The organism is Stenotrophomonas sp. STEN225 (assembly GCF_056756445.1).
On the sequence record NZ_JBRRBV010000002.1, the window covers coordinates 328144 to 351783 of the forward strand.

The following is a 23640-nucleotide window of genomic DNA, read 5'->3' on the forward strand; positions in this document are numbered from 1 at the left end:
CGGAGCCAGGAATGACTGACAACGCCCCACGGATCCACCCCACCGCCGTCATCGACCCGTCCGCCCGGCTGGCCGACGATGTGCAGGTCGGTGCCTTCACCCTGATCGGTGCCGATGTGGACATCGGCGCAGGCACGGTCGTCGGCCCACACTGCAGCATTCTCGGACCGACCCGGATCGGCCGCGACAACCGCTTCATCGGCCACGCAGCCATCGGCGGCGAGCCGCAGGACAAGAAGTTCGCCGGTGAACGCACCGAACTGGTGATCGGCGACCGCAACGTGTTCCGCGAGTTCGTCACCGTCAACCGCGGTACCGGCGGCGGCGGTGGCATCACCACGATCGGTGACGACAACTGGATGCTGGCCTATACGCATGTGGCACACGACTGCCACGTCGGCAACGCCTGCGTGTTCTCCAACAACACCACGCTGGCCGGCCACGTTACTGTCGGCGACTACGTGATCATCAGCGGCTTCGCCGGTGCCCATCAGTTCTGCCGCATCGGCGCCCACGCCTTCCTCGGCATGGGTGCGCTGACCAACGGCGATGTTCCGCCGTTCACCATGGTGGGCTCCGATTCGCTGGGCCGTCCGCGCGGCATCAACAGTGAAGGCCTGAAGCGCCGCGGTTTCGATGCCGAACGCATCTCCGCCATCAAGCGTGCCTACCGGACCCTGTACGTGGCCGGCCTGCCGCTGGCCGAAGCCAAGCAGCAGCTGGTGGAACAGGCGCGCGACAGCGAGGACGTGAAGTCCATGCTGGAGTTCATCGAACACGCAGAGAGGCCCCTGCTGCGATGAGCAGCACGTCCGGCCAGGCGCCGGCCGGCGCCGCTGTCATTCCGCTGGCCTCCCTGGCCGGCAGCGTGCCTGCACAGCGGGTGCTCAGCGAGCGGCCGCTGCGGATCGCACTGGTGGCCGGTGAGGCCTCCGGCGACCTGCTCGGTGCCGGCCTGGTGCGCGAGTTGAAGGCCCGCTTCCCGAACGCCGAGTTCGCCGGCATCGGCGGCGATGCCATGCGCAATGCCGGTTGCCAGACCTGGCACGACGCCAGCGAACTGGCGGTGATGGGGCTGACCGAAGTCCTGCGCCACCTGCCGCGCCTGTTGAAGCTGCGCTCGGCCTTCCGCCAGCGCGCGCTCGAGTGGCAGCCGGACGTGTTCATCGGCATCGATGCGCCGGACTTCAACCTGGGCATCGAGCGCTGGCTGAAGCAGCGTGGCGTGCGCACCGTGCATTACGTCAGCCCTTCGGTCTGGGCGTGGCGCGAGAAGCGCGCCGAGAAGATCGGCAACAGTGCCGACCTCGTGCTGTGCCTGTTCCCGATGGAACCCCCCATCTACGCCCGGCACGGAATCGACGCGCGCTTTGTCGGTCATCCGATGGCCGATGACATTCCGCTGCAGGGCAACCGCGACGAAGCCCGTGCCGCGCTGGGCCTGCCGGCCACGGCGAAGGTGCTGGCGGTGCTGCCGGGCAGCCGCCTGGGCGAGATCTCGCGCCTGGGCGAGCCGTTCTTCGAGGCTGCGTGGCAGGTTTCCGAGCGGATTCCGGGGCTGCACGTCGTGGTGCCTGCCGCCAATGCCGCCTGCCGTCGCCTGATCGAGGAACAGCTGTCGCGTTCGGCGCTGCCGGTCGCCTACTCGCATGTGCTTGATGGCCAGGCCCGCGACGCCATGATCGCCGCCGACGTGGTGGTGCTCGCCTCCGGTACCGCGACCCTGGAAGCCATGCTGGTGAAGCGGCCGATGGTGGTCGGCTATCGCGTCAACGAACTGACCTACCGCCTGGTCAAGGCGCTGGGCCTGATCAAGGTCGACCGCTTCGCCCTGCCCAACATCCTGGCCGGCCAGGACCTGGCACCGGAGCTGATGCAGCACGACTGCACGCCGGACAAGCTGGCCGCCGCCATCCAGCAGTGGTTCGACCATCCGCAACGGGCCGCCGACCTGCAGGGAACCTATTCGCGCCTGCATGAACGCCTGCGCCGCAATGCCTCGGCACGCGCCGCCGACGCTGTCGGCGAGCTGCTGGTACGCGAGCTGGACAAGGCATGAGCCGCCGCCACGCCGCCGCAGCCAGCCTGGCCCTGTTCGACGGTTCACTGCGGGTTGAACCGGACCGCCTGGTCGCCGGTGTCGATGAGGCCGGCCGTGGCCCGCTGGCCGGGCCGGTCGCCGTCGCGGCGGTGGTATTCGATCCTGCCCGCCCGCGCATCAACGGCCTGGATGACTCCAAGCAGCTCACCGCCGCGCGCCGCGAGCAGCTGTACGATCGAATCATCGATCGCGCCCTGGCCTGGCATGTGGTGCTGGTGGACGTAGCAGCGATCGACCGCCTGAACATCTACCAGGCCACCCTGCAGGGCATGCGCGACGTGGTGGCGGCCGTGGCCCACGTGGCCGGCTTCGCCCGCATCGACGGCAACGTGGTTCCGAAGGGGCTGGTACTGCCGGCGCAGGCGCTGGTTGGTGGCGATGGCATCGACCGCGCGATCATGGCGGCCTCGATCCTGGCCAAGGTGTCGCGCGACCGGTACATGCAGGACCTGCACGTACAGCATCCGTACTACGGTTTCGACCAGCACAAGGGCTACGGCACTCCGGCCCACCTGGCGGCACTGCGTGAACACGGCCCCTGTGGCGAGCACCGGCGCAGTTTCGCCCCGGTGCGTGAATGCCTGGAAAACCCGGCGGCCGCGGCCATCGCCTGAACAACCGCCGCCGGGCATGGCCCGGCGGCATCGTGCGCCCACATTGCCGCGGTAGCGCCGGGCCATGCCCGGCGGCCTGTTCGCGCAATCGACGTGCCGTCAAGAGCTTGTCGCCTCCCCCTGCCCTCGCTACCCTGACCGGGCATTCCAGCGCTTCCCGACCCCGGCGACGAACTCCCGTCGGCACCCGGGGCCCCCGCGCTCCAACCTGGTCCGGCATGTCCAACTCCCGTTTCGTACATCTCCACGTCCACACCGAGTTCTCGCTGGCGGACTCGACCATCCGTGTGCCGGCCAAGCCGGACCAGGCCGACCCGAAGAAGGCCAAGCAGGCCAACCTGCTGTCACGCTCGGTCGAGCTGGGCCTGCCCGCGCTGGCGGTGACCGACCTCAACAATCTGTTCGCCCTGATCAAGTTCTACAAGGCAGCCGAAGGCGTGGGCATCAAGCCGATCGCCGGCGCCGACGTGATGATCGCCGAGGAGGGCCAGGACCCGTGGCGGATGACCCTGCTGTGCCGCGACCGCGAAGGCTACCTGAGCCTGTCACGGCTGCTGACCCGTGCCTGGATGGAGGGCCATCGTCCGGAAGGCGGCGTCGCCGTGCATCCGGACTGGTTGAAGGCGGGCAACGCCAACCTGTTCGCGCTGGCCGGGCGCGAGAGCCTGGCCGGGCGCCTGGCGCTGGACGGCAAGCACGACCTTGCCGAGCAGCATCTGGCCGACTGGCAGCGGGTGTTCGGCGATGGCCTGCACCTGGAGCTGACCCGCACCGGCCGCGACGGCGAGGAGGCCTTCAACCGCTTCGCGCTGATGGCCGCCGGCCAGCGCGGCCTGCCGGTGGTGGCCAGCAACGATGTGCGCTTCCTTGCACCGTCGGACTTCAGCGCGCATGAGGCACGTGTGTGCATCTCGACCGGCCGCGTGCTGGACGATCCCAAGCGGCCGCGCGAGTACAGTGACCAGCAGTACCTGAAGTCGGCCGAGGAGATGTGCGCGCTGTTCGCCGACATCCCCGATGCGATCGACAACACGCTGGCGCTGGCCGAGCGCTGCAACATCGAGATGCGGCTGGGCACCTACTTCCTGCCCAACTACCCGGTGCCGGACGACGAGACCCTGGATACCTGGATCCAGAAGATGTCGCGCGACGGCCTGGAAGAACGCCTGCAGAAGAATCCGCTGGCGCCGGGCAAGACCCGCGAGGAGTACTTCGAGCGCCTCGAATTCGAGCTCGACACCATCATCAAGATGGGTTTCCCCGGCTACTTCCTGATCGTGGCCGACTTCATCCAGTGGGGCAAGAACCAGGGCATCCCGATCGGCCCGGGCCGTGGTTCCGGTGCCGGTTCGCTGGTGGCGTGGGCGCTGAAGATCACCGACCTGGATCCGCTGCCCTACAACCTGCTGTTCGAGCGGTTCCTGAATCCGGAACGCGTGTCGATGCCCGACTTCGACATCGATTTCTGCATGGACCGCCGCGACGAAGTGATCGACTACGTCGCGCGCAAATACGGGCGCGAACGCGTCAGCCAGATCATCACCTACGGCACCATGGCCGCCAAGGCCGTGGTGCGCGATTCCGGCCGTGTGCTCGGTTTCCCCTATGGCCTGGTTGACGGCGTCTCCAAGCTGATCCCGAACATCCTCGGCATCCACCTGAAGGATGCGCTCGGCAAGGGCAAGGAAGGCCCGGGCTCGGAGATGGCATCGGCCGAGCTGATCCAGCGTTACGAGACCGAAGACGATGTCCGTGACCTGATCGATCTGGCGCTGCAGCTGGAAGACCTCACCCGCAACGCCGGCAAGCACGCCGGTGGCGTGGTGATCGGCCCCGAGCCGCTGAGCGAGTTCTGCCCGCTGTACGCCGAACACGACGAGAACGGCATCGGCAAGAACCCGGTCACCCAGTTCGACAAGAACGACGTCGAAGAAGTGGGCCTGGTGAAGTTCGACTTCCTTGGCCTGCGCACGCTGACCATCATCGACTGGGCAGTGAAGGCGATCAACAAGCGCCACGCGCGCGCCGGCATTCCGCCGGTGGACATCGCGGCGATCCCGCTGGACGACGCGCCGACCTACAAGGACATCTTCGCCAACGGCAACACCGGTGCGGTCTTCCAGTTCGAATCCTCCGGCATGCGCCGCCTGCTGAAGGACGCACGCCCCGACCGTTTCGAAGACCTGATCGCGCTGGTGTCGCTGTACCGCCCCGGACCGATGGACCTGATTCCGTCCTTCAACGCGCGCAAGCACGGGCAGGAAGAGATCATCTATCCCGATCCGCGCACCGAAGCCATCCTCAAGGACACCTACGGCATCATGGTGTACCAGGAGCAGGTGATGCAGATGGCGCAGATCGTCGGCGGCTACTCGCTGGGCGGCGCCGACCTGCTGCGTCGTGCGATGGGCAAGAAGGTGCCGGCCGAAATGGCCAAGCACCGCGAGATCTTCCGCGAGGGTGCGGCCAAGGGCGGCGTCGACGGCCCCAAGGCCGACGAGATCTTCGACCTGATGGAGAAGTTCGCCGGCTACGGCTTCAACAAGTCGCACGCCGCTGCCTACGCGCTGGTCAGTTACCAGACCGCGTGGCTCAAGCGCCATTACCCGGCCGAGTTCATGGCGGCCACGCTGTCTTCGGACATGGACAACACCGACAAGGTGGTCGGCTTCCTCGACGAGGTGCGCAACCTCGGCCTGACCGTGCTGCCGCCGAAGGTGAACCAGTCCGCCTTCATGTTCGAGGCAGCCACGCCGGACACCATCCAGTACGGCCTGGGTGCGATCAAGGGTGTCGGCCAGGGTGCCTGCGAAGCGGTGGTGGACGAGCGCCTGCGGGGCGGAAACTACACCGACCTGCTCGATTTCTGTACCCGCGTCGGCTCGGCCAAGCTCAACCGGCGCACCCTGGAAGCGATGATCAACTGCGGCGCACTGGATGAGCTGGGCCGCAACCGCGCCTCGCTGATGCTGCAGCTGCCGGAAGTGATCAAGGCCACCGAGCAGATGGCACGCGAGCGCGCCTCCGGGCAGAACTCGCTGTTCGGTGGGCCGGACCCGACCGCGACGACGATCCAGCTGGACCTGCCGGAGGCCGAAGAGTGGCCCCTGCTGCAGCGCCTGAACGGCGAGCGCGACACGCTGGGCTTCTACCTTAGCGGCCATCCATTCGATCCGTGGCGCGACGACGTGCGCGATCTGGTCGGCAACGATCTGGGCGCGGTGGAAAAGATCTGGAGTGCCAACAGCGGCGGTGGTGGTGGCGGTGAGAAGCGCTGGCGCCCGGAAGTGCAGACCGTGCTGGCTGGCCAGGTGGTCGGCGTTCGCCGCAAGGGCGAAAGCCAGATCTTCATCCAGCTCGAGGACGGGCGTGGACGCGTGGAGTGCAGCGCGTTCTCCGACACCCTGGCCGAGTTCGGCCACCTGATGACCAAGGACCGCATCCTGGTGGTCAAGGGCGGCCTGCGTGAAGACGAATTCAACGGTGGCTACGCCCTGCGCATCCGCCAGTGCTGGGATTTCGATGAGGTCTGCGCCAACTACGCTACGCGCCTGTCGCTGCGGCTGGACCTGCGCCAGCAGCGGCCGGTGTGGGAGCGCATCGATGCCCTGCTCGACCGCCATCGCCCCGGCCGCACCCCCCTGCGCCTGGACCTGCTGCTGAAGGGCCCGCACGGTGGCATCGCCGGCATGCTCGACGTGTCCGGACAGAGCGCCGTGCGCATCGACTCGAAGCTGATGGAAGCGCTGCGCGCCGACCCGGCCGTGCGCACCCTGAAGGTGCGCTACAGCCCGCCCTGGGCCAGCTGATCCCGCCCCGCCAGGTCCCGCGTCCAGCCGGCGCGGCCAAGGCAGCGCGCTGCCTGCCGGCCAGCCCCTCCGTACGCTCCAGACAGGGGCGTACGGGGAATTTCACCGGGTTCGGCTACACTTTCCTCCTTCTTTACACGACGGCTTCCGATGAATCCGAACTACCTCGACTTCGAGCAACCCATCGCCGACCTGGAAGCGAAGATCCAGGAGCTGCGCAACGCCAGTGCCGGTCCGGCGGTCAATGTCGAGGCCGAAGTGCACGCGCTGCAGGACAAGCTGCGCATGCGTACCGCACAGATCTTCCGCAACCTGACCTCCTGGCAGGTGCTGCAGCTGGCCCGCCACCCGTCGCGGCCCTACACCGCCGATTACATCCGCATCATCTTCGATGAGTTCCAGGAACTGGCCGGTGATCGCGCCTTTGCCGACGACAAGGCCATCATGGGCGGCCTGGCCCGCATCAATGGCCGCGCGGTGATGGTCATCGGCCACCAGAAGGGCCGCGACACCAAGGAGAAGATCAAGCGCAACTTCGGCATGCCCAAGCCCGAGGGCTACCGCAAGGCGCTGCGCCTGATGAAGATGGCCGAGCGTTTCGGCCTGCCGGTGCTGACCCTGATCGACACCGCCGGCGCCTGGCCGGGCATCGACGCCGAATCGCGCGGCCAGTCCGAAGCGATCGCGCGCAACCTGATGGAAATGGCCGAACTGAAGGTGCCGGTGATCTGCACCGTGATCGGCGAAGGCGGCTCGGGCGGCGCGCTGGCACTGGGCGTGGGCGACCGCACCGTGATGCTGGAGTACGCGGTGTATTCGACCATTACCCCGGAAGGCTGCGCCTCGATCCTGTGGAAGGACGCCGGCAAGGCCAAGGACGCGGCCGAACAGCTGGGCCTGACCGCCCCGCGCCTGAAGAGCCTGGGCCTGGTCGACAAGGTCGTGCGCGAGCCGACCGGCGGCGCCCACCGCAACCCGACGCAGATGGCCCGGCGCCTGAAGGCCGTGCTGCTGAACGAGCTGGACGCGCTGGACAAGCTGTCCACCGGGGAACTGCTGGAGCAGCGCTACAAGCGCCTGCGCAGCTACGGCACCTACGAGGCGGCGTAATCGCGGCTTCCGCTGCACGGTAACGCCTGAAGCCGGGCAATGCCCGGCTTCAGTGCCACATCCGTGTGGCGATACGTCCCTGTTCCTGCGCGTACGGGCCCGCCGTACGCCGATCTGCTTACCAGTTGTAGGACATGCCCAGCGTGGCGCTGACTTCGCGGTAGCCGGAGTCACCGCGGCTCACGTCCAGACCGCCCCAGCCCGTCCAGCCCTTGGTGAATTCCACCCGCGCGCCTGCACCCAGCGCGTAGCGGTTGCGCGGCGCGTCGCTGTCCATGGCCACGTCATCGAACGCCATGCCACCCGTGCGGGCGTCGCGATACCAGTTGGCGGTCAGGTACGGGGTCACCACGGCGCCATGCGTGCTGGTCGATTCCGCTTCCAGGCGCAGGCCGAGGCGGCCGGACAGGCCACTTTCGCCCAGGCCACGCACCACGGTGCCGTTCTGCTCGGTATGTCGATCCGTGCTGACGTTGGTGTAGACCAGCTGCAGCTCCGGCTGCAGGCTGACCCTGCTGTCGCCCAGCGTGCCGACGCCGAAGCGGTAACCCGCCTCCAGCGAACCCTGCCACAGGTCGCTGTCGTAGCGCTCCGCGGCCAGGCCATCGCCTTCCACCCGGTTGTTGAAGCGGCCGTGCTGCACCCAGCTGTCCACATAGGCACGACCATTGTTCCAGCTGCCGTACACCCCTGCGGCCACGCCGGCGACCTTGCCGCGTGCCGCAAAGCCGGTCAGCGCCGAGGTGCTGGTGCTGTCAGCACGCCCACTACCGAGCATCACGCCCAGGCGGCCACGCCCTTCATCGAACAGCCCCACGTCTGCGCCCACCTGCACCACATGGCGCTGCGTGCGCAGATCCAGCTGCTCCTGCATGGCCCCCAGGCGCGCCTGCTGGCTGTCCACGCGTGCCCAGCCGTGCACACCCTCGGCAACGGCCGCATTGCCGTCGCGATCACTGCGCTGCAGGCGGAACAACTGCCCTGCGGCGTACTGGTTGGCCAGGTACGCGCCGGTCTCCGGGCGCAGCACCGGCTTCGGATCCGGATTGATCGGGCCGGTCGGGTCGCAGTCGGGCAGCGACGGATCCAGGTCACAGGGATCCGGCGGCGTCACCGGCAGTTCCGAACGCAGGTACCAGTTGCCGTCGGCCTCATCCTTGAACAGGAAGTACTCGTACTGCCCGCCGACCGCACGGCCGACCAGGTCGAACTGCGCGTCGGACGCGCCGTTGATCTCGATCAGCTCGATGCCCTTGTCGGTCCGCGCGCCCTGGCCGCCGGCATTGAGCACGCGCACATTGGCCTGGCCGGTCGCATCACCGGCAATCACCAGGCGGTCGGTCTGCGAGTCGTCCTCGCCAAGCACCGTGTTGAACACCAGCGTGCCGCCGTTACCAACGAACTCATCGAGTGACAGCGTATTGAAACCGCCCGCACCATCGCCCAGCTTGACCATGCTGCCCGCATCCAGCTGCAGACGGCCGACACTGCTGTCGCCGGTCAGCTGCCAGGTGCTCTGCTCACCCACCGCCACCGAGCTCGCATCGACGATGCGGCCGATCAGCGTGGCACGGTTGCGCAGCGAGACATCCAGCTGGCCCGTGTAGGAGGCGCGATCGGCAATGATGTCGCCGGTCAGCGCCGCATTCTCCACGTTGAAGCGCACAGCAACGTTGCCGACCTGCCCCTCCTCGCCATGCTTGACCAGCAGCAGCGTGCCATCGCCGGCAATCAGGCGCGCACCGTTGCGGATGTTGATCTCGGCGGATTCGCCGTCGACGTCGGCATCGGGACTGCCCCAGTCGACATCGGGATTGACCCAGATCGCCGGGCCGGTCTGCGACTCCAGGGTGGAATTGTCGACGTTCAACACCAGGTTGTCCGCACCCCGATATTCGAAGTACATGACGGCACCGTTGCGGCTGGCCCGGATCGTCGAACCGTTGACAATGTCAGCCCGCCCGGCACCCATCGCCAGACCGACGTTATGGTTCCAACCCGTGCTGTCGCGGTGCGCTACATCCAGGTGGGAGTTGTCCATCAGAAGGTACACGTCGCCCTGTCCACCGCGGAATTCCGGGAACAAGGCGATGGCACCACCGATGGAATCGATCCGCGTGTTGTAGAGGCGTGCCGACGAATCAACCGAGATGTTGAACTGGGTCATGCCCAGGTCGATGCGGCTGTTGCGCGCGATCAGGCTGGAACCCGATTGCACGTGAATGTTCTGATTGGCATTGCGGACCAGCACATCCGCACGCGTGAGCACGACATTGGAGCCGTAGGTCGCATTGATGCCGTAAGTGGACGCGTCGGTCACCGTCAGGTTGGACCCATTGGTCACGTGCCACGCCTCGATCGGATCCCCCTGCACCACCTCGTGGTCCTCGTCGTTGAGGTTGCCGGCCAACGCGTGCTGCGCCAACGGCAGGGCCAGTGCCAGCAGCAGGCACTGCGAGAGCGGACGCAGGGCAAGGGAATGCCCGCCTGCGGCGGAACGATGGGCATGTTTCATGATGGATCTCCAGAGGGGGGCACGTAAGCGGCACAGCGTGCGTGCAGTACCTCGCAATCCAGCCTGTGCCCACGTGGAGCGATGGCGGGACTGTTGCAGGCAGCCGCTGTGTCGAAGGCGCGCAGTATCTGGAGACGCACGGGCGGGGCCCATGCAATTTGTTGCAAGGCGCGCCGCGCCGCTTGTCAGGTTACGCGGCGATTCATCTGGAGGTGCGCGATGTGCGCCGGCTCAGAAGGGTTTGGCCAGCACCAGCCAGACGATCGGAATGAAGGCCAGCAGCGGGATTTCGTTGATCCAGCGCAGCGCGCGCGAGGACGGCAGAGGCCGGCCCTTGGTGACGCCCTTGAGCAGGCGGCCGGTCCAGCCGAAGTAGACCAGCAGCAGCACCACCAGGCCGAGCTTGGCATGCAGCCAGCCGGCACCACCCGGCGCGACCATCGTCGGGAAGTCCGGAATGACCCGGTAGCCCAGCCACAACACCAGTCCCAGGACGAAGGCCAGGCCGAACATCGAGTGGCCGAAACGGTACAGACGCAGGCCCATCAGCTGCAGGCGCTCGACCACCGCCGGTTGTCCGGCCGTCTCGGCCAGGTTCACCAGGATGCGCGGCAGATAGAACACCGTCGCCATCCACGCCACCACGAACACGATGTGGAAGGTCTTGACCCAGTAGTAGCTCTGCATGCGCTCGCTCCAGCGGCTGGCGTAGGTGGCGGCCATTCTCGCATGGCGAGCCGGTGTACCGGCTGCGGTCGGCGCGACCGATCGACGCATGGCGAGCGGCAACGCCGTACGATAGGCGCCGTTTTCAACGAAACCTCCTTCTGCGTGGACAAGACCTACGACGCCGCCTACTTCCAGCGCTGGTACCGCCGGGCCGACATCGGCGGCAGCGCCCGCCTCGCCCGCAAGGTGGCGTTGGCGGTGGCCACTGCCGAGTACTACCTGGAGCGGCCGATCCGCAGCGTGCTGGACATCGGCTGCGGCGAGGGGGCCTGGCGCGCGCCGCTGCGGAAACTGCGTCCGAAGGTCGAGTATCTGGGCTTCGACAGCAGCGAGTACGCTGTGCATCGCTATGGCCGGACCCGCAACCTGCATCTGGCCCGCTTCGGCGACTTCGCCTGGCTGCGGCCGTGCGCGCCGGTGGACCTGCTGGTCTGCTCGGACGTGATGCATTACGTGCCCGACCGCGAGCTGCGCGCCGGCCTGGCAGGTGTGGCCGAGCTGACCGGCGGCATCGCGTTCCTGGAGACCTTCGCCGCCGAGGACGCGTTCGAGGGCGACCATGAGGGCTTCCAGTCCCGCCCGGCAGCCTGGTATCGCCGGACGCTGGCCCGGCACGGCCTGCAGCCGGCAGGGTCGCACTGCTGGCTCGGCCCCGCCTTGGCAGGCGATGCGGCCGCGCTGGAACGGATGTGAATCCGGATTCATTATTTTCAGCCAACTTAACCTGCGGGACACCCGGATGGGATATGCTGCGCGGCAACATATGACCATACATATTCGGTCGTCATGCTCTATCAACTGCACGAACTGACCCGCAACCTGCTCGCCCCCTGGGTGCACCAGGCCCAGGCCAACGCCAAGTTCTTCGCCAATCCCGGCCACTGGTGGTCGCAGATGCCGGGTGCCGAACGCCTGGCGGCGGTCAACGAACTGTTCCATCGCATCGGCAAGGATTACGAGAAGCCCGAGTGGGGCATCAACGAAATCGAGGTCGAAGGCGAACGCGTGCCGATCGTCGTGCACGAGGAAGTGAGCAAGCCGTTCTGCAAGCTGCTGCGCTTCAAGCGTCACAGCAACGAAGCCGACCAGCTGCACACCATGCTCAACCAGCCCTTTGTGCTGGTGGTGGCGCCACTGTCCGGCCATCACGCCACGCTGCTGCGCGATACCGTGCGCACGCTGCTGCGCGACCATCGCGTCTACGTCACCGACTGGGTCGATGCGCGCATGGTTGCGGCCAGCGAAGGTGATTTCGGCCTGGACGACTACATCGCCTACATCCAGGAGTTCATCCGCCACCTTGGCGTCGAGCGCCTGCACGTGGTCAGCGTGTGCCAGCCGACTGTACCGGTGCTGGCTGCGGTGTCACTGATGGCCAGCCGTGGCGAGCCCACCCCGCGCACGCTGGTGATGATGGGCGGTCCGATCGACGCACGCTGCAGCCCCACCGCGGTGAACAATCTGGCGACCCAGAACCCGCTGTCCTGGTTCGAGAACAACGTCATCCACAGCGTGCCGGCCGGCTACCCCGGTGCAGGCCGTCGCGTGTACCCGGGTTTCCTGCAGCACGCCGGTTTCCTGTCGATGAATCCCAGCCGCCATTTCAGCTCGCACTGGGACTTCTACGCCGACCTGGTCAAGGGCGATCTGGAAGACGCCGATGCGCACCGCCGCTTCTATGATGAGTACAACGCGGTGCTGGACATGCCTGCCAGGTACTACCTGGACACCATCCGCGTGGTCTTCCAGGACTTCCTGCTGCCGCGCGGAGAGTGGGTGGTCAACGGCGAAAAGGTCGACCCTTCGGCGATCCGCGATACCGCACTGCTGAGCATCGAAGGCGAACTGGACGATATCGCGGGCCTCGGCCAGACCGAAGCGGCGCAGGCGCTGTGTACGGGCATCCCGGCCCAGCGCCGCGAGCATTTCATCGTCGAAGGCGCCGGCCATTACGGCATCTTCAGCGGCCGCCGCTGGCGCGAGGTGGTGTACCCGAAGGTACGCGACTTCTTCGCAGCGCACGCAGAAGCGCCGGCGGCAAAAGCGAAGAAGAAGAGCAACGTCACCCCGCTGCGCCGCAAGGCGGGCTGACCCTGCGCCGGGGGTCGGATCCCTTTCCAACAGAAAGGGCTCTGACCCCGGCACCCCGCTCGAACGGAGTCAGAGCCCTGTTCTGCGAACAGGGCCCTGACCCCCTTGCTGCTTACAGGCGCACCAGCAGGTTCTTGGCGATCAGGCCATGCAGCTTGCCGATGCCGCGTGCCAGGTGCAGCGTCAGCAGCAGCAGCAGGGCACCCGCCGCGGCGACCACGATCCCGACCAGCGGCGAGGCAGCCATCGGCAGCACGTTCACGCCATCAACGTACACGCCCGGGATTTCCCCGCTGAAGATCGCTGCCACCGGCGCCCAGATCAGTCCCAGCGACAGCGACAGCAGCGTCACCGCGATGGTGAAGTAGACGATGCCCAAGGGCAGCATCAGCACGAAGTACAACAGGGTCAGCCAGGTGCGGCCGTCCGTGAACATGTCGCCGATACGCTGCAGCCAACTGCGGCTGCGGTCGGTATAGCGCGGCCGCCGCGGCATGCGCTCGCCCAGCAGCGCCTCGACCAGGCGCCCCTCCAGCAGTGCCAGCCCGCGCACCGAACCGAAGAACAGCACGGTCAACGGCACGCCGATGATCAGGATCAGCAGGCCGAGCGACAGCGACAGGCCGGTCACCACCCAGGTGAAGAAGAAGATGCCGGTGGCCAGCGACAGCAGCATGTAGAACAGCGCGCCATAGGTGTGCGGATCGGCCACCACGCCAAAGAAGCGCGACAGCAGCGAGCGCGGCACCGGCACCGGCGGTGCCGCGGCCGGTTCCACACCACTGGCCTCGGCTGCCACACGCAGCACCGGCGCGGTGTCGGCGCGCGGCGTGCGCAATGCGCGGTTCACGGTGACTTCCGTTTCGCGGTAGATCTCCGCCACTTCATCCGGCGCACCGTAGCTGCCGGCCACATCGGCAATCACCTCCGCCTCGCTGCGACCGGGCTGGGCGGCCAGCTCGGAACGCAGGTATTCCTCGGCGTCATACAGCGCGTCCTGCACCATCGCCGGATCGGCGCCCTGCAGCGCCTCGCGCAGTTGCGCCAGGTACTGCGGGATGGTGGTCGGCAGGGCGCGGCCTGCCAGGCTCGGGTCGTTCATTGCGGTACCCCCTCCAACACGGAATCGACGGAATCACGGGTGGCCTGCCAGGCCTGGCGCCACTGCGCCAGCACTTCGCGGCCACGGTCATTGATGCGGTAGTAGCGCCGGGGCGGCCCGCTGCTGGAGGGCTCGACATGGCTCTCCAGCAGGCCGCCGTTCTCCAGGTTGCGCAGCACCGGGTACAGCGCGCTCTGCTTGCCACTCAGCACGCCCTCGCCCACGCGCTCCAGCTCCTTGGCGATGAGGTACCCGTACAGCGGCTCGCCGGTACGGGCCAGCACCGCCAGCAGGGCCAGCGACACGGTTCCGGCGCTGAGCTCCTTCTGGAACTTCTTCAGGTGGATGTCGTCTTCCGACATGCCCGGCCCTCCACTACGTTGAAGTCCACAGTAGTGCGAAGTTCGGTATAGCGAATGTGTCGTTAGTCATCCTGCCGGTTGGCGTGGCCCTGCGGCTCGCGCAGAATCGAGGGCTCGTTCATGTTCCGGGGTTTCCATGCCGCACCGTCGTCGCCTTGCCCTGACCGCCCTCGCCCTGGCCTGCCTGTTGCCCTCGCTGGCCAGCGCAGCGACGCCCTACCGCAGCCCGCAGCAGATCCTTGACGCCTCGGCCGCCAGCGATTGGCGCACCCCCGACCCGGCCAACCTGCTGTACATGGATCTGCCTGCCGGCCGGGTGATCATCGAACTGGCGCCCCAGTTCGCACCACGCCATGTCGCCAACATCCAGACGTTCGCCCACGAGCACTTCTGGGACGGCACCAGCATCTACCGTTCCCAGGACAACTTCGTCGTGCAGTTCGGCGATGCCGACGCCGATGACCCGGCCAGGGCCAAGCCGTTCGGCAGCGCCGCGCGCAAGCTGCCGGCCGAGTTCGAGCGTGCCAGCGCCGGCCTGAAGGTGAGCGTGCTGCCGGACCGCGATGGCTGGGCGGCGCAGACCGGTTTCGTCGATGGCTTCCCGGTCGGACAGGATCCGCAGGCCGGCAAGGCCTGGCTGGCGCACTGCTACGGCATGCTGGGGGCCGGTCGCAACAACGACGAGGACAGCAGCATCGGTGCCGAACTGTACGTGGTGACCGGGCAGTCGCCACGTCAGCTGGACCGCAACATCACCCTGGTCGGTCGCGTCCTGAAGGGCATGGAACTGCTCAGCGCGATCCCGCGCGGCCCGGCGCCGATGGGCTTCTATGAAGACCCGAAACTGCGCACGCCGATCATTTCGATCCGCCGTGCCAGCGACGTGGTGGCCGCCGAACGCACGCCGATCCAGGTGTTGCGTACTGATTCAAAGACTTTCGCCGATACGGTGGAGGCGCGACGCAATCGCGTGGATGATTTCTACAAGCGTCCGGCTGGGCATATCGATCTGTGCAATGTTCCGGTGCCGGTGCGGTGATGGGTTCCTGCACGTGACGCGTGCTGAAGGTGCTTCACTGTTCATGGGCGTCACTTTTCTTTGTACGCAAAGAAAAGTAACCAAAAGAAACGTTCCGCCGACCGCGAGCCGATGCGCGTTGCGCATCGGTACCCTGCGCTCCTCGGCCCGTCGAGGGACGGCGCGGGAACTCGCTGCGCTCAGACACCCGCGCCTCTTCGCCCTCGCCGGACCTGCGGTGCTCGGCTCGCTCAAGGCGGACCCAGATCAAAGTCCACAGCTGCACCCAGTAAACCCACGTCAAGCGTGGATGCTGTTGCTGTTGCTGTTGCTGTTGCCGTTGAACTTGATCTTCAGTCCGCCTTGAGCGAGCCGAGCATCGCAGGGGAATCAGGGGCGGAGAGGTGCCGATGTCTGAGCGCAGCGAGTTCGGCACCGTCCCCTGATTCACCGAGAAGCGCAGGGGACCGACGTGCGAAGCACGGCGGCTCGCGGCTTGGCGGCGCGTTTCTTTTGGTTACTTTTCTTTTCGCGCGAAAAGAAAAGTAACGCCCATGAACAGTGAAGCACCTTCAGCACGCGTCACGCGCGAAACCGCTCAGCCCTTCTGACTCACCGCCACGCTACCCAGAATCAACGCACCCGCAATCAGCATCTGCAGCGTCACCGGCTCACCCAGGAACAGCCACGCGAACGCCGCACCGAACAGCGGAATCAGGTAGGTCACCGTGGATGCACGCGACGGGCCGATGCGGCCGATCAGACGGTAGAACATCAGGAACGCCAGCCCGGTGCAGGCCACGCCCAAGGCAATCGCCGCGCCCCACGCCTTGAGCGGAATCGCGGCCTGCGGCCAATGGCTCACCGCCATCGGCAGCATCCACAGCGAGGCGCAGGACAGCGTCGCCGCCGCCGCGGCAGCAGACGGCAGGCCCGCCATGTGCCGCTTCACCAGGTTCACCCCCAGTCCGTACAGCAGCGATGCCGCGGCGCCGGCCAGCACAGCCGTGCCGATGCCCAGGCCCGAGACCTTGGCCGTCGCCAGCACCACCACGCCGGCAAAGCCGACCAGCAACGCACCCGCGCGACGCACACCGATCTTCTCGCCGAAGAACAGGAAGGCGATGAGCGCGGCGAACAGGACCGTCATCGCATTGCAGATCGCACCGATCGCCGCCGGTGCGTGCTCGGCGGCGTAGGCGAACAGCACGAACGGCAACGCCGAGTTGACCAGGCCGATCGGCGCCAGCCACAGCCAGCGCCGCGGCGGGAACTGCGCCCGCGCGCGCCACAGGAACGGCAGCAGTACCAGTGCCCCCAGCAGCAGACGCACCTCGACCAGGGCGAACGGGCCGAACGATGGCACCGCCACCCGCATGAACAGGAACGAGCACCCCCAGATGGCGCCCAGCAGGGTCAACTCCAGCGGTGTGCGCCAGTCGCGCTCGGCCGCCTGTGGGACCGCATTCATGCCCTGCCTCCGTCCATCATCCACTCCTCGGTTGGTGCAACAGGATCAGACGCAGACGCCCGCCGCACAAGCGCGTAGTATCGCTGCCAGCCACAAATATGGTTTGAGGCTGGACATGCAGCTACGCCCTTCCCTGCTCCCTGCCCTGGCCGTGTTCGCGGTCGCCGCGCGCCACCAGAACTTCGCCCAGGCCGCGCAGGAACTGCACCTGACCGCCAGCGCGGTCAGCCACCATGTCCGCCGCCTGGAAGAGGTGCTGGAAACCCGCCTGTTCCTGCGCCATGCCCGCGGCGTGCGGCTGACCGCCGAAGGCCGGCAGCTGGCCGACGCCGCCAGTGCGGCGTTCACCGATGTCGCCGCCGTCGCCCACAATCTGCATCCGGATGCGGACAGCGTGCCGCTGCGCATCACCACCCTGCGCTCGCTGTCGTACTGCTGGCTGCTGCCACGCCTGCCGCGCTTCACCCAGGCGCATCCGCACATCCGGGTGGAATTGCACACCGGCAGCGGCCTGGACCGCTACGACGACAACGGACCGGAGGTGGGCATCCGCTATGGCCTGGGCCAGTGGCCGGGGCTGCACGCGCAACACCTGATGGACGACAGCCTGTTCCCGGTCGCCTCGCCGGCGCTGCCGGGCGTGGAAGCCCTGCACGATCCGGCGCGCATCGCCGAGCTGCCGCTGCTGACCGATCTCTCGCCGCAGGGCTGGCGCGACTGGTTCCGCCATGCGGGCGTACGTCCGCCCTCGCCGCTGCCGCCGATGCACACCTTCGCCGACAGCACCGATGCGATGCGGGCCGCGGTGTATGGCATGGGCGCGGTGCTGGCGCGCACCCACATCGCCCAACCCTACCTGCAGCGCTACGAGGTGGTGCGGCTGCCTGGGCCCGCCCTGAAGGCCCGCTATGCGTATTACGTGGTGCATGCCGAAGGCCAGCCGCCCAGCCCTGCCGCACGCCTGTTCATCGATTGGCTGCTGGCCCAGGCACAGGACGACCGCACACCGATCCCGGCACTGCCCGACAGTCTGCTCGGCCGCGCGCCCACGCCCGGCTGACCAGGCCCTCACCCGGTCTTTGCCCATCGCTGGCTACGCTGCGGATACCTCCACAACGACCTGCATCTGCCATGGCCCTGCTGCGAATGCGCATTACTGGAACCGAAGACGACGCCCGTGCGATCAGCGACCTGCTGCTGGGCCTGGAAGGCATCGAACATGTCGAGGAAACCGACGATCTGATGCCACACATGGACGACGATGACTCCAGTTCGGCAGGACTGTCCGATGACATCGGTCCGGGCATCCACGAACTGGAGGTGGAGGTGGGCAACGAAAGCACCGCGCAGAAGGTTCGTGACGCGGTGCAGGAGCTTGCGCTGGAGCTGGACGTGTTCGTCGAATACGAGACCGACGAAGGCTGAGCATCGCCGGGCGTGGCCCGGCGAACCCGCGCGTTACGGCGTCCGACGGCGGCGACGCAACCCCGCCCTCACGCCCCATCCTGCGATCAATGCCAGTACCGCGACCGGCAGCAATGCAGCCGCCGCACGGATCAGGAAGGCGATACTGGTACTGAGGATGCTGCCAGACTCGCTCAGCGCATCGCCGATCTCGCTGCGGCCGCGCTCGCCGGAGGTGGTACCGAAGTGCAGCGTCAGCAGCTGCGTATCGATGCGGCGACGCTGCTGCGCGGCGTCCTTGCTGGCCTGCTCCACCCCCGCCTCGATCTCCGACAGGCGCGTGCTGATCGCCAGCAGATCCTCGATCTTCAGACCGCCACGGTCCTGGTAGGCGAGCAGGCGTGCGTGTTCCTTCTCCAACCGTGCCTTGGTCAACGCGGTATCGGCCACCTGCTGTGCAAGATCCTCGGCGCGGGTGGTGCGCGACTGCAGTGAGCCGCCCTCGCCCGCCAGGCCGATCAGGGGCTCCACGCCCTTCGGCGCGATGCGCACCCGGACCTCGCCGCTGGGTGAATCGCCACTGCGCTGGTCCACCTGCAGCACCGCACAGTCACCGAACTTCGCACTCTGGCAGGCCTGCGCGACCTGCTGGATGCGCGGCGCGATCGTTTCCGCGTCCAGCTGTACCTGTACGTCGTGTTCATAGGCCAGGAAGGCGCCTTCGGGCGACGCCACGGCTTCGGCTTCGGCTGCGGCACCACCGCCACCGGCCGCGTGCTCCACCTTCGCGCAGGCCGCCAGGGCCAGCACGAGTGCGGGCACGGTCAATGCGCCCACCCATCCATACCGGACCGTCACGCTGCGGCTCCGTCGTAGGAGGTCACCGACAGGCCGGCCAGGTCGACCTGCGGCAGGCAGCGTACGTTGACCGCCACCATGGCCGCACCGCTGCGCGGATCCACGGCCTCGCTGTACGGTGCAGTGCCGCACTCGCGGCAATGGTGGTGGTCGATGTGGTGCCTGTTGAACTGGTAGGTGGCCACATCGGCTGGATCGGTCTGCAGCTGGAATGCCTCGCGTGGCGCAAACCACAGCAGGCTGCCGCGGCGGCGGCACATCGAGCAGTTGCAGTCGATGACGTCGCTGATCGGGGCCTCGGCCTGCACCGTGAATGCGATCCTGCCGCAATGGCAGCTTCCCTGGTATTCCATGTCCTTTTCTCCGCTGGCGGGTCCGTGTAGGTGCCAATGGTAATCCTATGGCACGGGGACAAAGCAGCCCTGGCGGCCTATGCTCGGGGTTTGACCCCGTACAGGAATGCCGATGCGCCCGCATCTTCTTGCCCTCGCCCTGGTCGCCGCCCTCGCCGGCTGCCAGCAGGCCGACGCCCCGACCGCCGGTTCCACCTCCGCCGCCAGCCAGCAGGCCGGTGACGCGGCAGCCGATGCGGCCTTTGCCGATCTGTCCAAGCGCGCCCTGGACACCTGGATGCAGTTGTCCCCGGTCAGCGCCACCCAGATCGGCGACCACCGCTACGACAGCGAGATCGACGACCTGAGTGCGGCCGGCCAGCAGAAGACTGTCGCCGCCTACAAGGCATTGCTGGGCGAGCTGGACAGGATCGACGTGGCCAAGCTGGGCCGGGAGAACCAGGTCGATGCCGCCATCCTGCGCAACCAGCTGCAGTCGGAAATCTGGAACGCCGAAGTGCTGCAGTCCGGCAAGTGGGATCCGCAGCTGTACAACGGCATCGCCGGCAGCGCGATCTACGGCCTGATGGCACGCGAGTTCGCGCCGCTGCCGGAACGGCTGAAGTCGGCCACCGCGCGCATGGAAAAGCTGCCGGCGATCTTCGCCCAGGCCCGCGAGAACCTCGATCCGGCGCGTGTGCCGAAGATCCATGCCGAGACGGTGGCCAAGCAGAACAAGGGCATTCTCAGCATCGTCGATACCTTCATCACCCCGCATATCGGCGAACTGCCGCAGGCCGACCAGCAGCGCCTGCAGGCCGCCATCGATGGCCTGAAGAAGGCCGTGGACGAGCAGCAGACCTGGCTGGACAAGACCCTCGTGCCGAACGCGAAGGGTGATTTCCGCATCGGTGCGGAGAAGTACGACCAGAAGCTCAAGTTCGCCCTCAGTTCTTCGCTGTCGCGGCAGGAGATCGGTGAGCGCGCGCGTGCCGAGCTCAAGCGCGTGCGCGAAGACATGTACGGCATCGCGCAGACGGTGCTGAAGGACAAGCCGGGCGCGCCGGAGATGCCGGCGCAGCCGACCGACGAGCAGCAGCAGAAGGCCATCGAGGCCGCGCTGGAACTGGCCTACGCCGACAAGCCGGCACGTGACAAGGTGGTCGACGACGCCAAGGCCGCGCTGGACCAGTCCACCGCGTTCGTGCGCGAGCACGACCTGATGACGCTGCCGGATGCGCCGGTGGACATCATCCTGATGCCGGAATTCCAGCGTGGCGTGGCCGTGGCCTACTGCGATTCGCCGGGCCCGCTGGACAAGAACCTGAAGACCTTCTACGCGGTGTCGCCGATTCCCGACGACTGGAACGACAAGCAGGTCGATTCCTTCCTGCGTGAGTACAACTCGCGCATGATCCACCTGCTGAGCATCCATGAAGGCACGCCGGGCCATTACCTGGAAGGCTGGCATTCGGCCAAGTTCCCCTCCACCCTGCGCGCAGTACTGCGGTCGGGCCTGTTCGCCGAAGGCTGGGCGGTCTACACCGAGCGCATGATGCAGGAGCAGGGTTACCTCAACAACGATCCGCTGTTCCACCTGGTGCAGCTGAAGTTCTACCTGCGCACGATCTCCAACGCCATCCTCGACCAGGGCGTGCACGTGGACAACTGGGATCGCGAGAAGGCGATGCACCTGATGACCCACGACGCGTTCCAGCAGGAGAGCGAAGCGGCCGGCAAGTGGGTGCGCGCGCAGCTGACCTCGGCGCAGCTGCCGACCTACTTCGTGGGCGCGCAGGAGCACTTCGACACCCGCAAGGCGATGCAGGACAAGCTGGGCGACAAGTTCAACCTGAAGGCCTACCACGACCAGATGCTGTCCTACGGCGCACCGCCGGTGCGCTTCGCCCGCCAGCTGATGCTGGATCAGCCGATCGAGTAAGCGGCTGCGCTGGATGTGGATGATGAACGGCCCGGGCAACCGGGCCGTTCTTCTTTGCGCCGCATCCACGCCCTGCGCGGAACGGCCGCAGCCGAAACGGCTACTGGTCGGCCGCCACGAACCCGCCGGTCTGCCGTGCCCACAGCCGCGCATACAGACCACCGGCCGCGATCAGCTCGGCATGGCTGCCGGTTTCCACGATCCGGCCCTGGTCCATGACCACCAGACGGTCCATGCGCGCGATGGTCGACAGCCGATGCGCGATCGCGATCACCGTCTTGCCTCCCATCAGTTCGTCCAGGCTGTCCTGGATCGCGGCTTCCACTTCCGAATCCAGCGCCGACGTCGCCTCGTCCAGCACCAGGATCGGCGCGTCCTTCAGCAGCACCCGGGCAATGGCGATTCGCTGGCGCTGGCCGCCGGACAGCTTCACCCCACGCTCGCCGACATGTGCGTCGTAGCCACGGCGCCCCTGCCCGTCCACCAGCGTGTCGATGAACGCTTCCGCACGCGCCTTGGCGACCGCAGCACGCAACTGATCATCGGCGGCATCCGGGCGCCCGTACAGCAGGTTGTCGCGGATCGAGCGGTGCAGCAGCGAGGTGTCCTGGGTCACTACGCCGATCTGTTGGCGCAGGCTCTCCTGTGTGACATGCGCGATGTCCTGGCCGTCGATCAGGATGCGGCCGCTTTCCAGGTCATACAGCCGCAGCAGCACATTGACCAGGGTCGACTTGCCGGCACCGGAGGGCCCGACCAGGCCGATCTTCTCGCCCGGCTTCACCACCAGGTCCAGGCCGGCGATCACGCCGCCCTTCTTGCCGTAGTGGAAATGGACATCCTGGAAGCGCACGCCGCCCTGGGTGACCTGCAGCGGCACGGCGTCCTCACGGTCCTGCACGGTGAGCGGCTGGGCGATGGTGGTGATGCCGTCCTGCACCGTACCGATGTCCTCGAAGATGCCGTTGATGGTCCACATGATCCAGCCCGACATGTTGTGGATGCGGATGACCAGGCCGGTCGCCAAGGTGATCGCGCCGACGGTGATGTGGCCACCGTTCCACAGCCACAGTGCCAGGCCACAGGTCCCGGCGATCAGGAAGCCGTTGACGATGGCGATGGCCAGGTCCATGCCGGTCGTCACCCGGGTCTGCGCGCGGTGCTTGACCGCCAGCTCCTGGATCGACTCGGCCACGTAGGCCTGCTCGCGGCCGCCATGGGCGAACAGCTTCAGCGTAGGAATGTTGGTGTAGCCATCGACGATGCGACCCATCGCCTTGGAGCGTGCTTCCGAGGCGATCCATGCCCGCTCCTTCGCGCGCGGCACGAAGTAGACCATGATCACCGCATAGGCGATCAGCCACAGCAGCAACGGCATCATCAATCGCCAGTCGGCCTGTGCGAACAGATACAGCGCGGTGCCGGTATAGACCACGATGTACCAGAGCGAGTCGACCATCTGCACGGCCGATTCGCGCAGCGACGTGCCGGTCTGCATCACCCGGTTGGCGACGCTGCCTGCGAAGTCGTTCTGGAAGAAGCTCAGGCTCTGACGTACCACGTAGTTGTGCATCAACCAGCGCGAACGATTGCTCAGGCCTGGCACGATGGCCTGGTTGACCAGCAGGTTGTGCAGGCCGACCAGCACCGGGCGCGCGATCACGGTGATGAACAGCATCCAGCCCAGCTCATTGGCGTGACGTTTGAAAAAGCCGGCACCGGGCTGCTCGGCGACCATGTCGACGATGCGGCCCAGGTAATCGAACATCGCCACTTCCACCAGCGCCAGCAGCAGGCCAGCGATCAGCGTGGCCAAGAGCACCGGCCACACCGGCCGGAGGTAGTGCAGGTAGAACGGCAGCACCCTGCGCGGCGGCATCCGCCCGTCCACGGGCGGGAACACCGGAATCAGGGATTCAAACCAACGGAACATCGCATTCCCTCGCCTCTTGCAACCGACGGAGTATCCCATGCCGGATGTGTACGCCAACCGACGATGCGCGGTGCCGGTAGCGCCGGCCCCTGTTCGCCGGGCATGGCCCGGCGCTACCGATCATGCGGCGTCAGTTGACTACCCGTCGCGGTAGCGCCGGGCCCTGCCCCGCGCCGACAGATTGCCCGGGGGAACACCCAGTGCAGGGATTAGAAACGTTAATCGGGGACGGAGGGGGTCGGCAGCCTG

The 23640-nt window shown here is 67.0% G+C and carries 19 protein-coding genes; 11 read left to right on the top strand and 8 right to left on the bottom strand.

The window, feature by feature from the left end; translation table 11 throughout:
• The first annotated feature begins 11 nt into the window (after positions 1–11).
• The 5 genes from lpxA to ACVOJ1_RS03945 all read left to right on the top strand — a co-directional run bounded on the left by lpxA (position 12) and on the right by ACVOJ1_RS03945 (position 7634).
• Positions 12–803 carry an acyl-ACP--UDP-N-acetylglucosamine O-acyltransferase gene (gene lpxA, locus ACVOJ1_RS03925; RefSeq protein WP_053519894.1) on the top strand — a complete coding sequence of 264 codons (792 nt, stop codon included), beginning with the start codon at positions 12–14 and terminating at the stop codon, positions 801–803.
• Complete coding sequence (lpxB, locus tag ACVOJ1_RS03930; RefSeq protein WP_053519895.1) at positions 800–2059, top strand: lipid-A-disaccharide synthase; 1260 nt, start codon at positions 800–802, stop codon at positions 2057–2059. Before lpxA ends, lpxB begins: the two co-directional genes overlap by 4 nt.
• On the top strand, positions 2056–2715 hold the full coding sequence (locus ACVOJ1_RS03935; RefSeq protein ID WP_346480039.1) for a ribonuclease HII: 660 nt from the start codon (positions 2056–2058) through the stop codon (positions 2713–2715). Before lpxB ends, ACVOJ1_RS03935 begins: the two co-directional genes overlap by 4 nt.
• Positions 2716–2933: 218 nt before the next feature.
• The gene (dnaE, locus tag ACVOJ1_RS03940) at positions 2934–6524 is read left to right on the top strand and encodes a DNA polymerase III subunit alpha (protein WP_193395602.1); all 3591 of its coding nucleotides are present in this window, start codon (positions 2934–2936) and stop codon (positions 6522–6524) included.
• A 150-nt stretch (positions 6525–6674) separates the two neighbouring features.
• Positions 6675–7634, top strand: coding sequence for an acetyl-CoA carboxylase carboxyltransferase subunit alpha (locus ACVOJ1_RS03945; RefSeq protein WP_053519898.1), 960 nt, complete (start codon positions 6675–6677; stop codon positions 7632–7634).
• A gap of 118 nt (positions 7635–7752) precedes the next feature.
• Here ACVOJ1_RS03945 and ACVOJ1_RS03950 read toward each other — a convergent pair whose 3' ends face one another.
• Both ACVOJ1_RS03950 and ACVOJ1_RS03955 read right to left on the bottom strand, forming a co-directional pair.
• The gene (locus ACVOJ1_RS03950; RefSeq protein ID WP_346480040.1) at positions 7753–10149 is read right to left on the bottom strand and encodes an autotransporter family protein; all 2397 of its coding nucleotides are present in this window, start codon (positions 10147–10149) and stop codon (positions 7753–7755) included.
• Between the two features lie 231 nt (positions 10150–10380).
• Positions 10381–10836 (bottom strand): CopD family protein, encoded by a 456-nt coding sequence (locus tag ACVOJ1_RS03955; protein ID WP_346475563.1) that lies wholly within the window; start codon positions 10834–10836, stop codon positions 10381–10383.
• Positions 10837–10980: 144 nt separating this feature from the next.
• Here ACVOJ1_RS03955 and ACVOJ1_RS03960 point away from each other — a divergent pair, with 144 nt between their 5' ends.
• Together ACVOJ1_RS03960 and ACVOJ1_RS03965 are read left to right on the top strand one after the other, a co-directional pair.
• A complete protein-coding gene (locus ACVOJ1_RS03960) occupies positions 10981–11571 on the top strand; it encodes a class I SAM-dependent DNA methyltransferase (RefSeq protein ID WP_346475558.1) in 591 nt (196 codons plus the stop codon).
• Positions 11572–11664: 93 nt separating this feature from the next.
• Positions 11665–12969, top strand: a complete 1305-nt coding sequence (locus ACVOJ1_RS03965) for a polyhydroxyalkanoate depolymerase (protein ID WP_197601089.1) — start codon at positions 11665–11667, stop codon at positions 12967–12969.
• A 112-nt stretch (positions 12970–13081) separates the two neighbouring features.
• Here ACVOJ1_RS03965 and ACVOJ1_RS03970 read toward each other — a convergent pair whose 3' ends face one another.
• Positions 13082–14071: a sensor domain-containing protein gene (locus ACVOJ1_RS03970; protein ID WP_053519901.1), complete on the bottom strand. Its 990-nt coding sequence runs from the start codon at positions 14069–14071 to the stop codon at positions 13082–13084.
• Complete coding sequence (locus ACVOJ1_RS03975) at positions 14068–14433, bottom strand: PadR family transcriptional regulator (RefSeq protein ID WP_053519902.1); 366 nt, start codon at positions 14431–14433, stop codon at positions 14068–14070. Before ACVOJ1_RS03975 ends, ACVOJ1_RS03970 begins: the two co-directional genes overlap by 4 nt.
• A 136-nt stretch (positions 14434–14569) precedes the next feature.
• Here ACVOJ1_RS03975 and ACVOJ1_RS03980 point away from each other — a divergent pair, with 136 nt between their 5' ends.
• The gene (locus tag ACVOJ1_RS03980; protein WP_340044048.1) at positions 14570–15472 is read left to right on the top strand and encodes a peptidylprolyl isomerase; all 903 of its coding nucleotides are present in this window, start codon (positions 14570–14572) and stop codon (positions 15470–15472) included.
• Positions 15473–16049: 577 nt separating this feature from the next.
• On the opposite strand, the gene ACVOJ1_RS03985 is transcribed toward ACVOJ1_RS03980, so the two are convergent.
• Entirely contained in the window at positions 16050–16922 is an 873-nt protein-coding gene (locus ACVOJ1_RS03985) for a DMT family transporter (protein WP_065174688.1), read from the bottom strand.
• Positions 16923–17037: 115 nt separating this feature from the next.
• Here ACVOJ1_RS03985 and ACVOJ1_RS03990 point away from each other — a divergent pair, with 115 nt between their 5' ends.
• Together ACVOJ1_RS03990 and ACVOJ1_RS03995 are read left to right on the top strand one after the other, a co-directional pair.
• Complete coding sequence (locus ACVOJ1_RS03990; RefSeq protein WP_053518793.1) at positions 17038–17982, top strand: LysR substrate-binding domain-containing protein; 945 nt, start codon at positions 17038–17040, stop codon at positions 17980–17982.
• A 71-nt stretch (positions 17983–18053) separates the two neighbouring features.
• Positions 18054–18347, top strand: coding sequence for a hypothetical protein (locus tag ACVOJ1_RS03995; RefSeq protein ID WP_053518791.1), 294 nt, complete (start codon positions 18054–18056; stop codon positions 18345–18347).
• Between the two features lie 33 nt (positions 18348–18380).
• Here the strand turns inward: ACVOJ1_RS03995 and ACVOJ1_RS04000 are convergent, their stop codons facing one another.
• Positions 18381–19184, bottom strand: coding sequence for a DUF4349 domain-containing protein (locus ACVOJ1_RS04000; RefSeq protein ID WP_346480041.1), 804 nt, complete (start codon positions 19182–19184; stop codon positions 18381–18383).
• Positions 19181–19537, bottom strand: a complete 357-nt coding sequence (locus ACVOJ1_RS04005) for a GFA family protein (protein ID WP_053518787.1) — start codon at positions 19535–19537, stop codon at positions 19181–19183. The genes ACVOJ1_RS04000 and ACVOJ1_RS04005 overlap by 4 nt, the downstream gene beginning before the upstream one ends.
• A 112-nt stretch (positions 19538–19649) precedes the next feature.
• On the opposite strand from ACVOJ1_RS04005, the gene ACVOJ1_RS04010 reads away from it, so the two are divergent.
• Positions 19650–21458 carry a DUF885 domain-containing protein gene (locus tag ACVOJ1_RS04010; RefSeq protein ID WP_346480042.1) on the top strand — a complete coding sequence of 603 codons (1809 nt, stop codon included), beginning with the start codon at positions 19650–19652 and terminating at the stop codon, positions 21456–21458.
• A gap of 100 nt (positions 21459–21558) precedes the next feature.
• Here ACVOJ1_RS04010 and smrA read toward each other — a convergent pair whose 3' ends face one another.
• The gene (gene smrA / locus ACVOJ1_RS04015) at positions 21559–23391 is read right to left on the bottom strand and encodes a multidrug efflux ABC transporter SmrA (RefSeq protein WP_053518784.1); all 1833 of its coding nucleotides are present in this window, start codon (positions 23389–23391) and stop codon (positions 21559–21561) included.
• Positions 23392–23640 lie beyond the last annotated feature (249 nt).

Bases quoted from the DNA above. Each gene is read 5' to 3' on its own strand.
- lpxA (WP_053519894.1), top strand. From the start codon at position 12: ATGACTGACAACGCCCCACGGATCCACCCCACCGCCGTCATCGACCCG.
- lpxB (WP_053519895.1), top strand. From the start codon at position 800: ATGAGCAGCACGTCCGGCCAGGCGCCGGCCGGCGCCGCTGTCATTCCG.
- ACVOJ1_RS03935 (WP_346480039.1), top strand. From the start codon at position 2,056: ATGAGCCGCCGCCACGCCGCCGCAGCCAGCCTGGCCCTGTTCGACGGT.
- dnaE (WP_193395602.1), top strand. From the start codon at position 2,934: ATGTCCAACTCCCGTTTCGTACATCTCCACGTCCACACCGAGTTCTCG.
- ACVOJ1_RS03945 (WP_053519898.1), top strand. From the start codon at position 6,675: ATGAATCCGAACTACCTCGACTTCGAGCAACCCATCGCCGACCTGGAA.
- ACVOJ1_RS03950 (WP_346480040.1), bottom strand. From the start codon at position 10,149: ATGAAACATGCCCATCGTTCCGCCGCAGGCGGGCATTCCCTTGCCCTG.
- ACVOJ1_RS03955 (WP_346475563.1), bottom strand. From the start codon at position 10,836: ATGCAGAGCTACTACTGGGTCAAGACCTTCCACATCGTGTTCGTGGTG.
- ACVOJ1_RS03965 (WP_197601089.1), top strand. From the start codon at position 11,665: ATGCTCTATCAACTGCACGAACTGACCCGCAACCTGCTCGCCCCCTGG.
- ACVOJ1_RS03970 (WP_053519901.1), bottom strand. From the start codon at position 14,071: ATGAACGACCCGAGCCTGGCAGGCCGCGCCCTGCCGACCACCATCCCG.
- ACVOJ1_RS03975 (WP_053519902.1), bottom strand. From the start codon at position 14,433: ATGTCGGAAGACGACATCCACCTGAAGAAGTTCCAGAAGGAGCTCAGC.
- ACVOJ1_RS03980 (WP_340044048.1), top strand. From the start codon at position 14,570: ATGCCGCACCGTCGTCGCCTTGCCCTGACCGCCCTCGCCCTGGCCTGC.
- ACVOJ1_RS03985 (WP_065174688.1), bottom strand. From the start codon at position 16,922: ATGAATGCGGTCCCACAGGCGGCCGAGCGCGACTGGCGCACACCGCTG.
- ACVOJ1_RS03990 (WP_053518793.1), top strand. From the start codon at position 17,038: ATGCAGCTACGCCCTTCCCTGCTCCCTGCCCTGGCCGTGTTCGCGGTC.
- ACVOJ1_RS03995 (WP_053518791.1), top strand. From the start codon at position 18,054: ATGGCCCTGCTGCGAATGCGCATTACTGGAACCGAAGACGACGCCCGT.
- ACVOJ1_RS04005 (WP_053518787.1), bottom strand. From the start codon at position 19,537: ATGGAATACCAGGGAAGCTGCCATTGCGGCAGGATCGCATTCACGGTG.
- ACVOJ1_RS04010 (WP_346480042.1), top strand. From the start codon at position 19,650: ATGCGCCCGCATCTTCTTGCCCTCGCCCTGGTCGCCGCCCTCGCCGGC.
- smrA (WP_053518784.1), bottom strand. From the start codon at position 23,391: ATGTTCCGTTGGTTTGAATCCCTGATTCCGGTGTTCCCGCCCGTGGAC.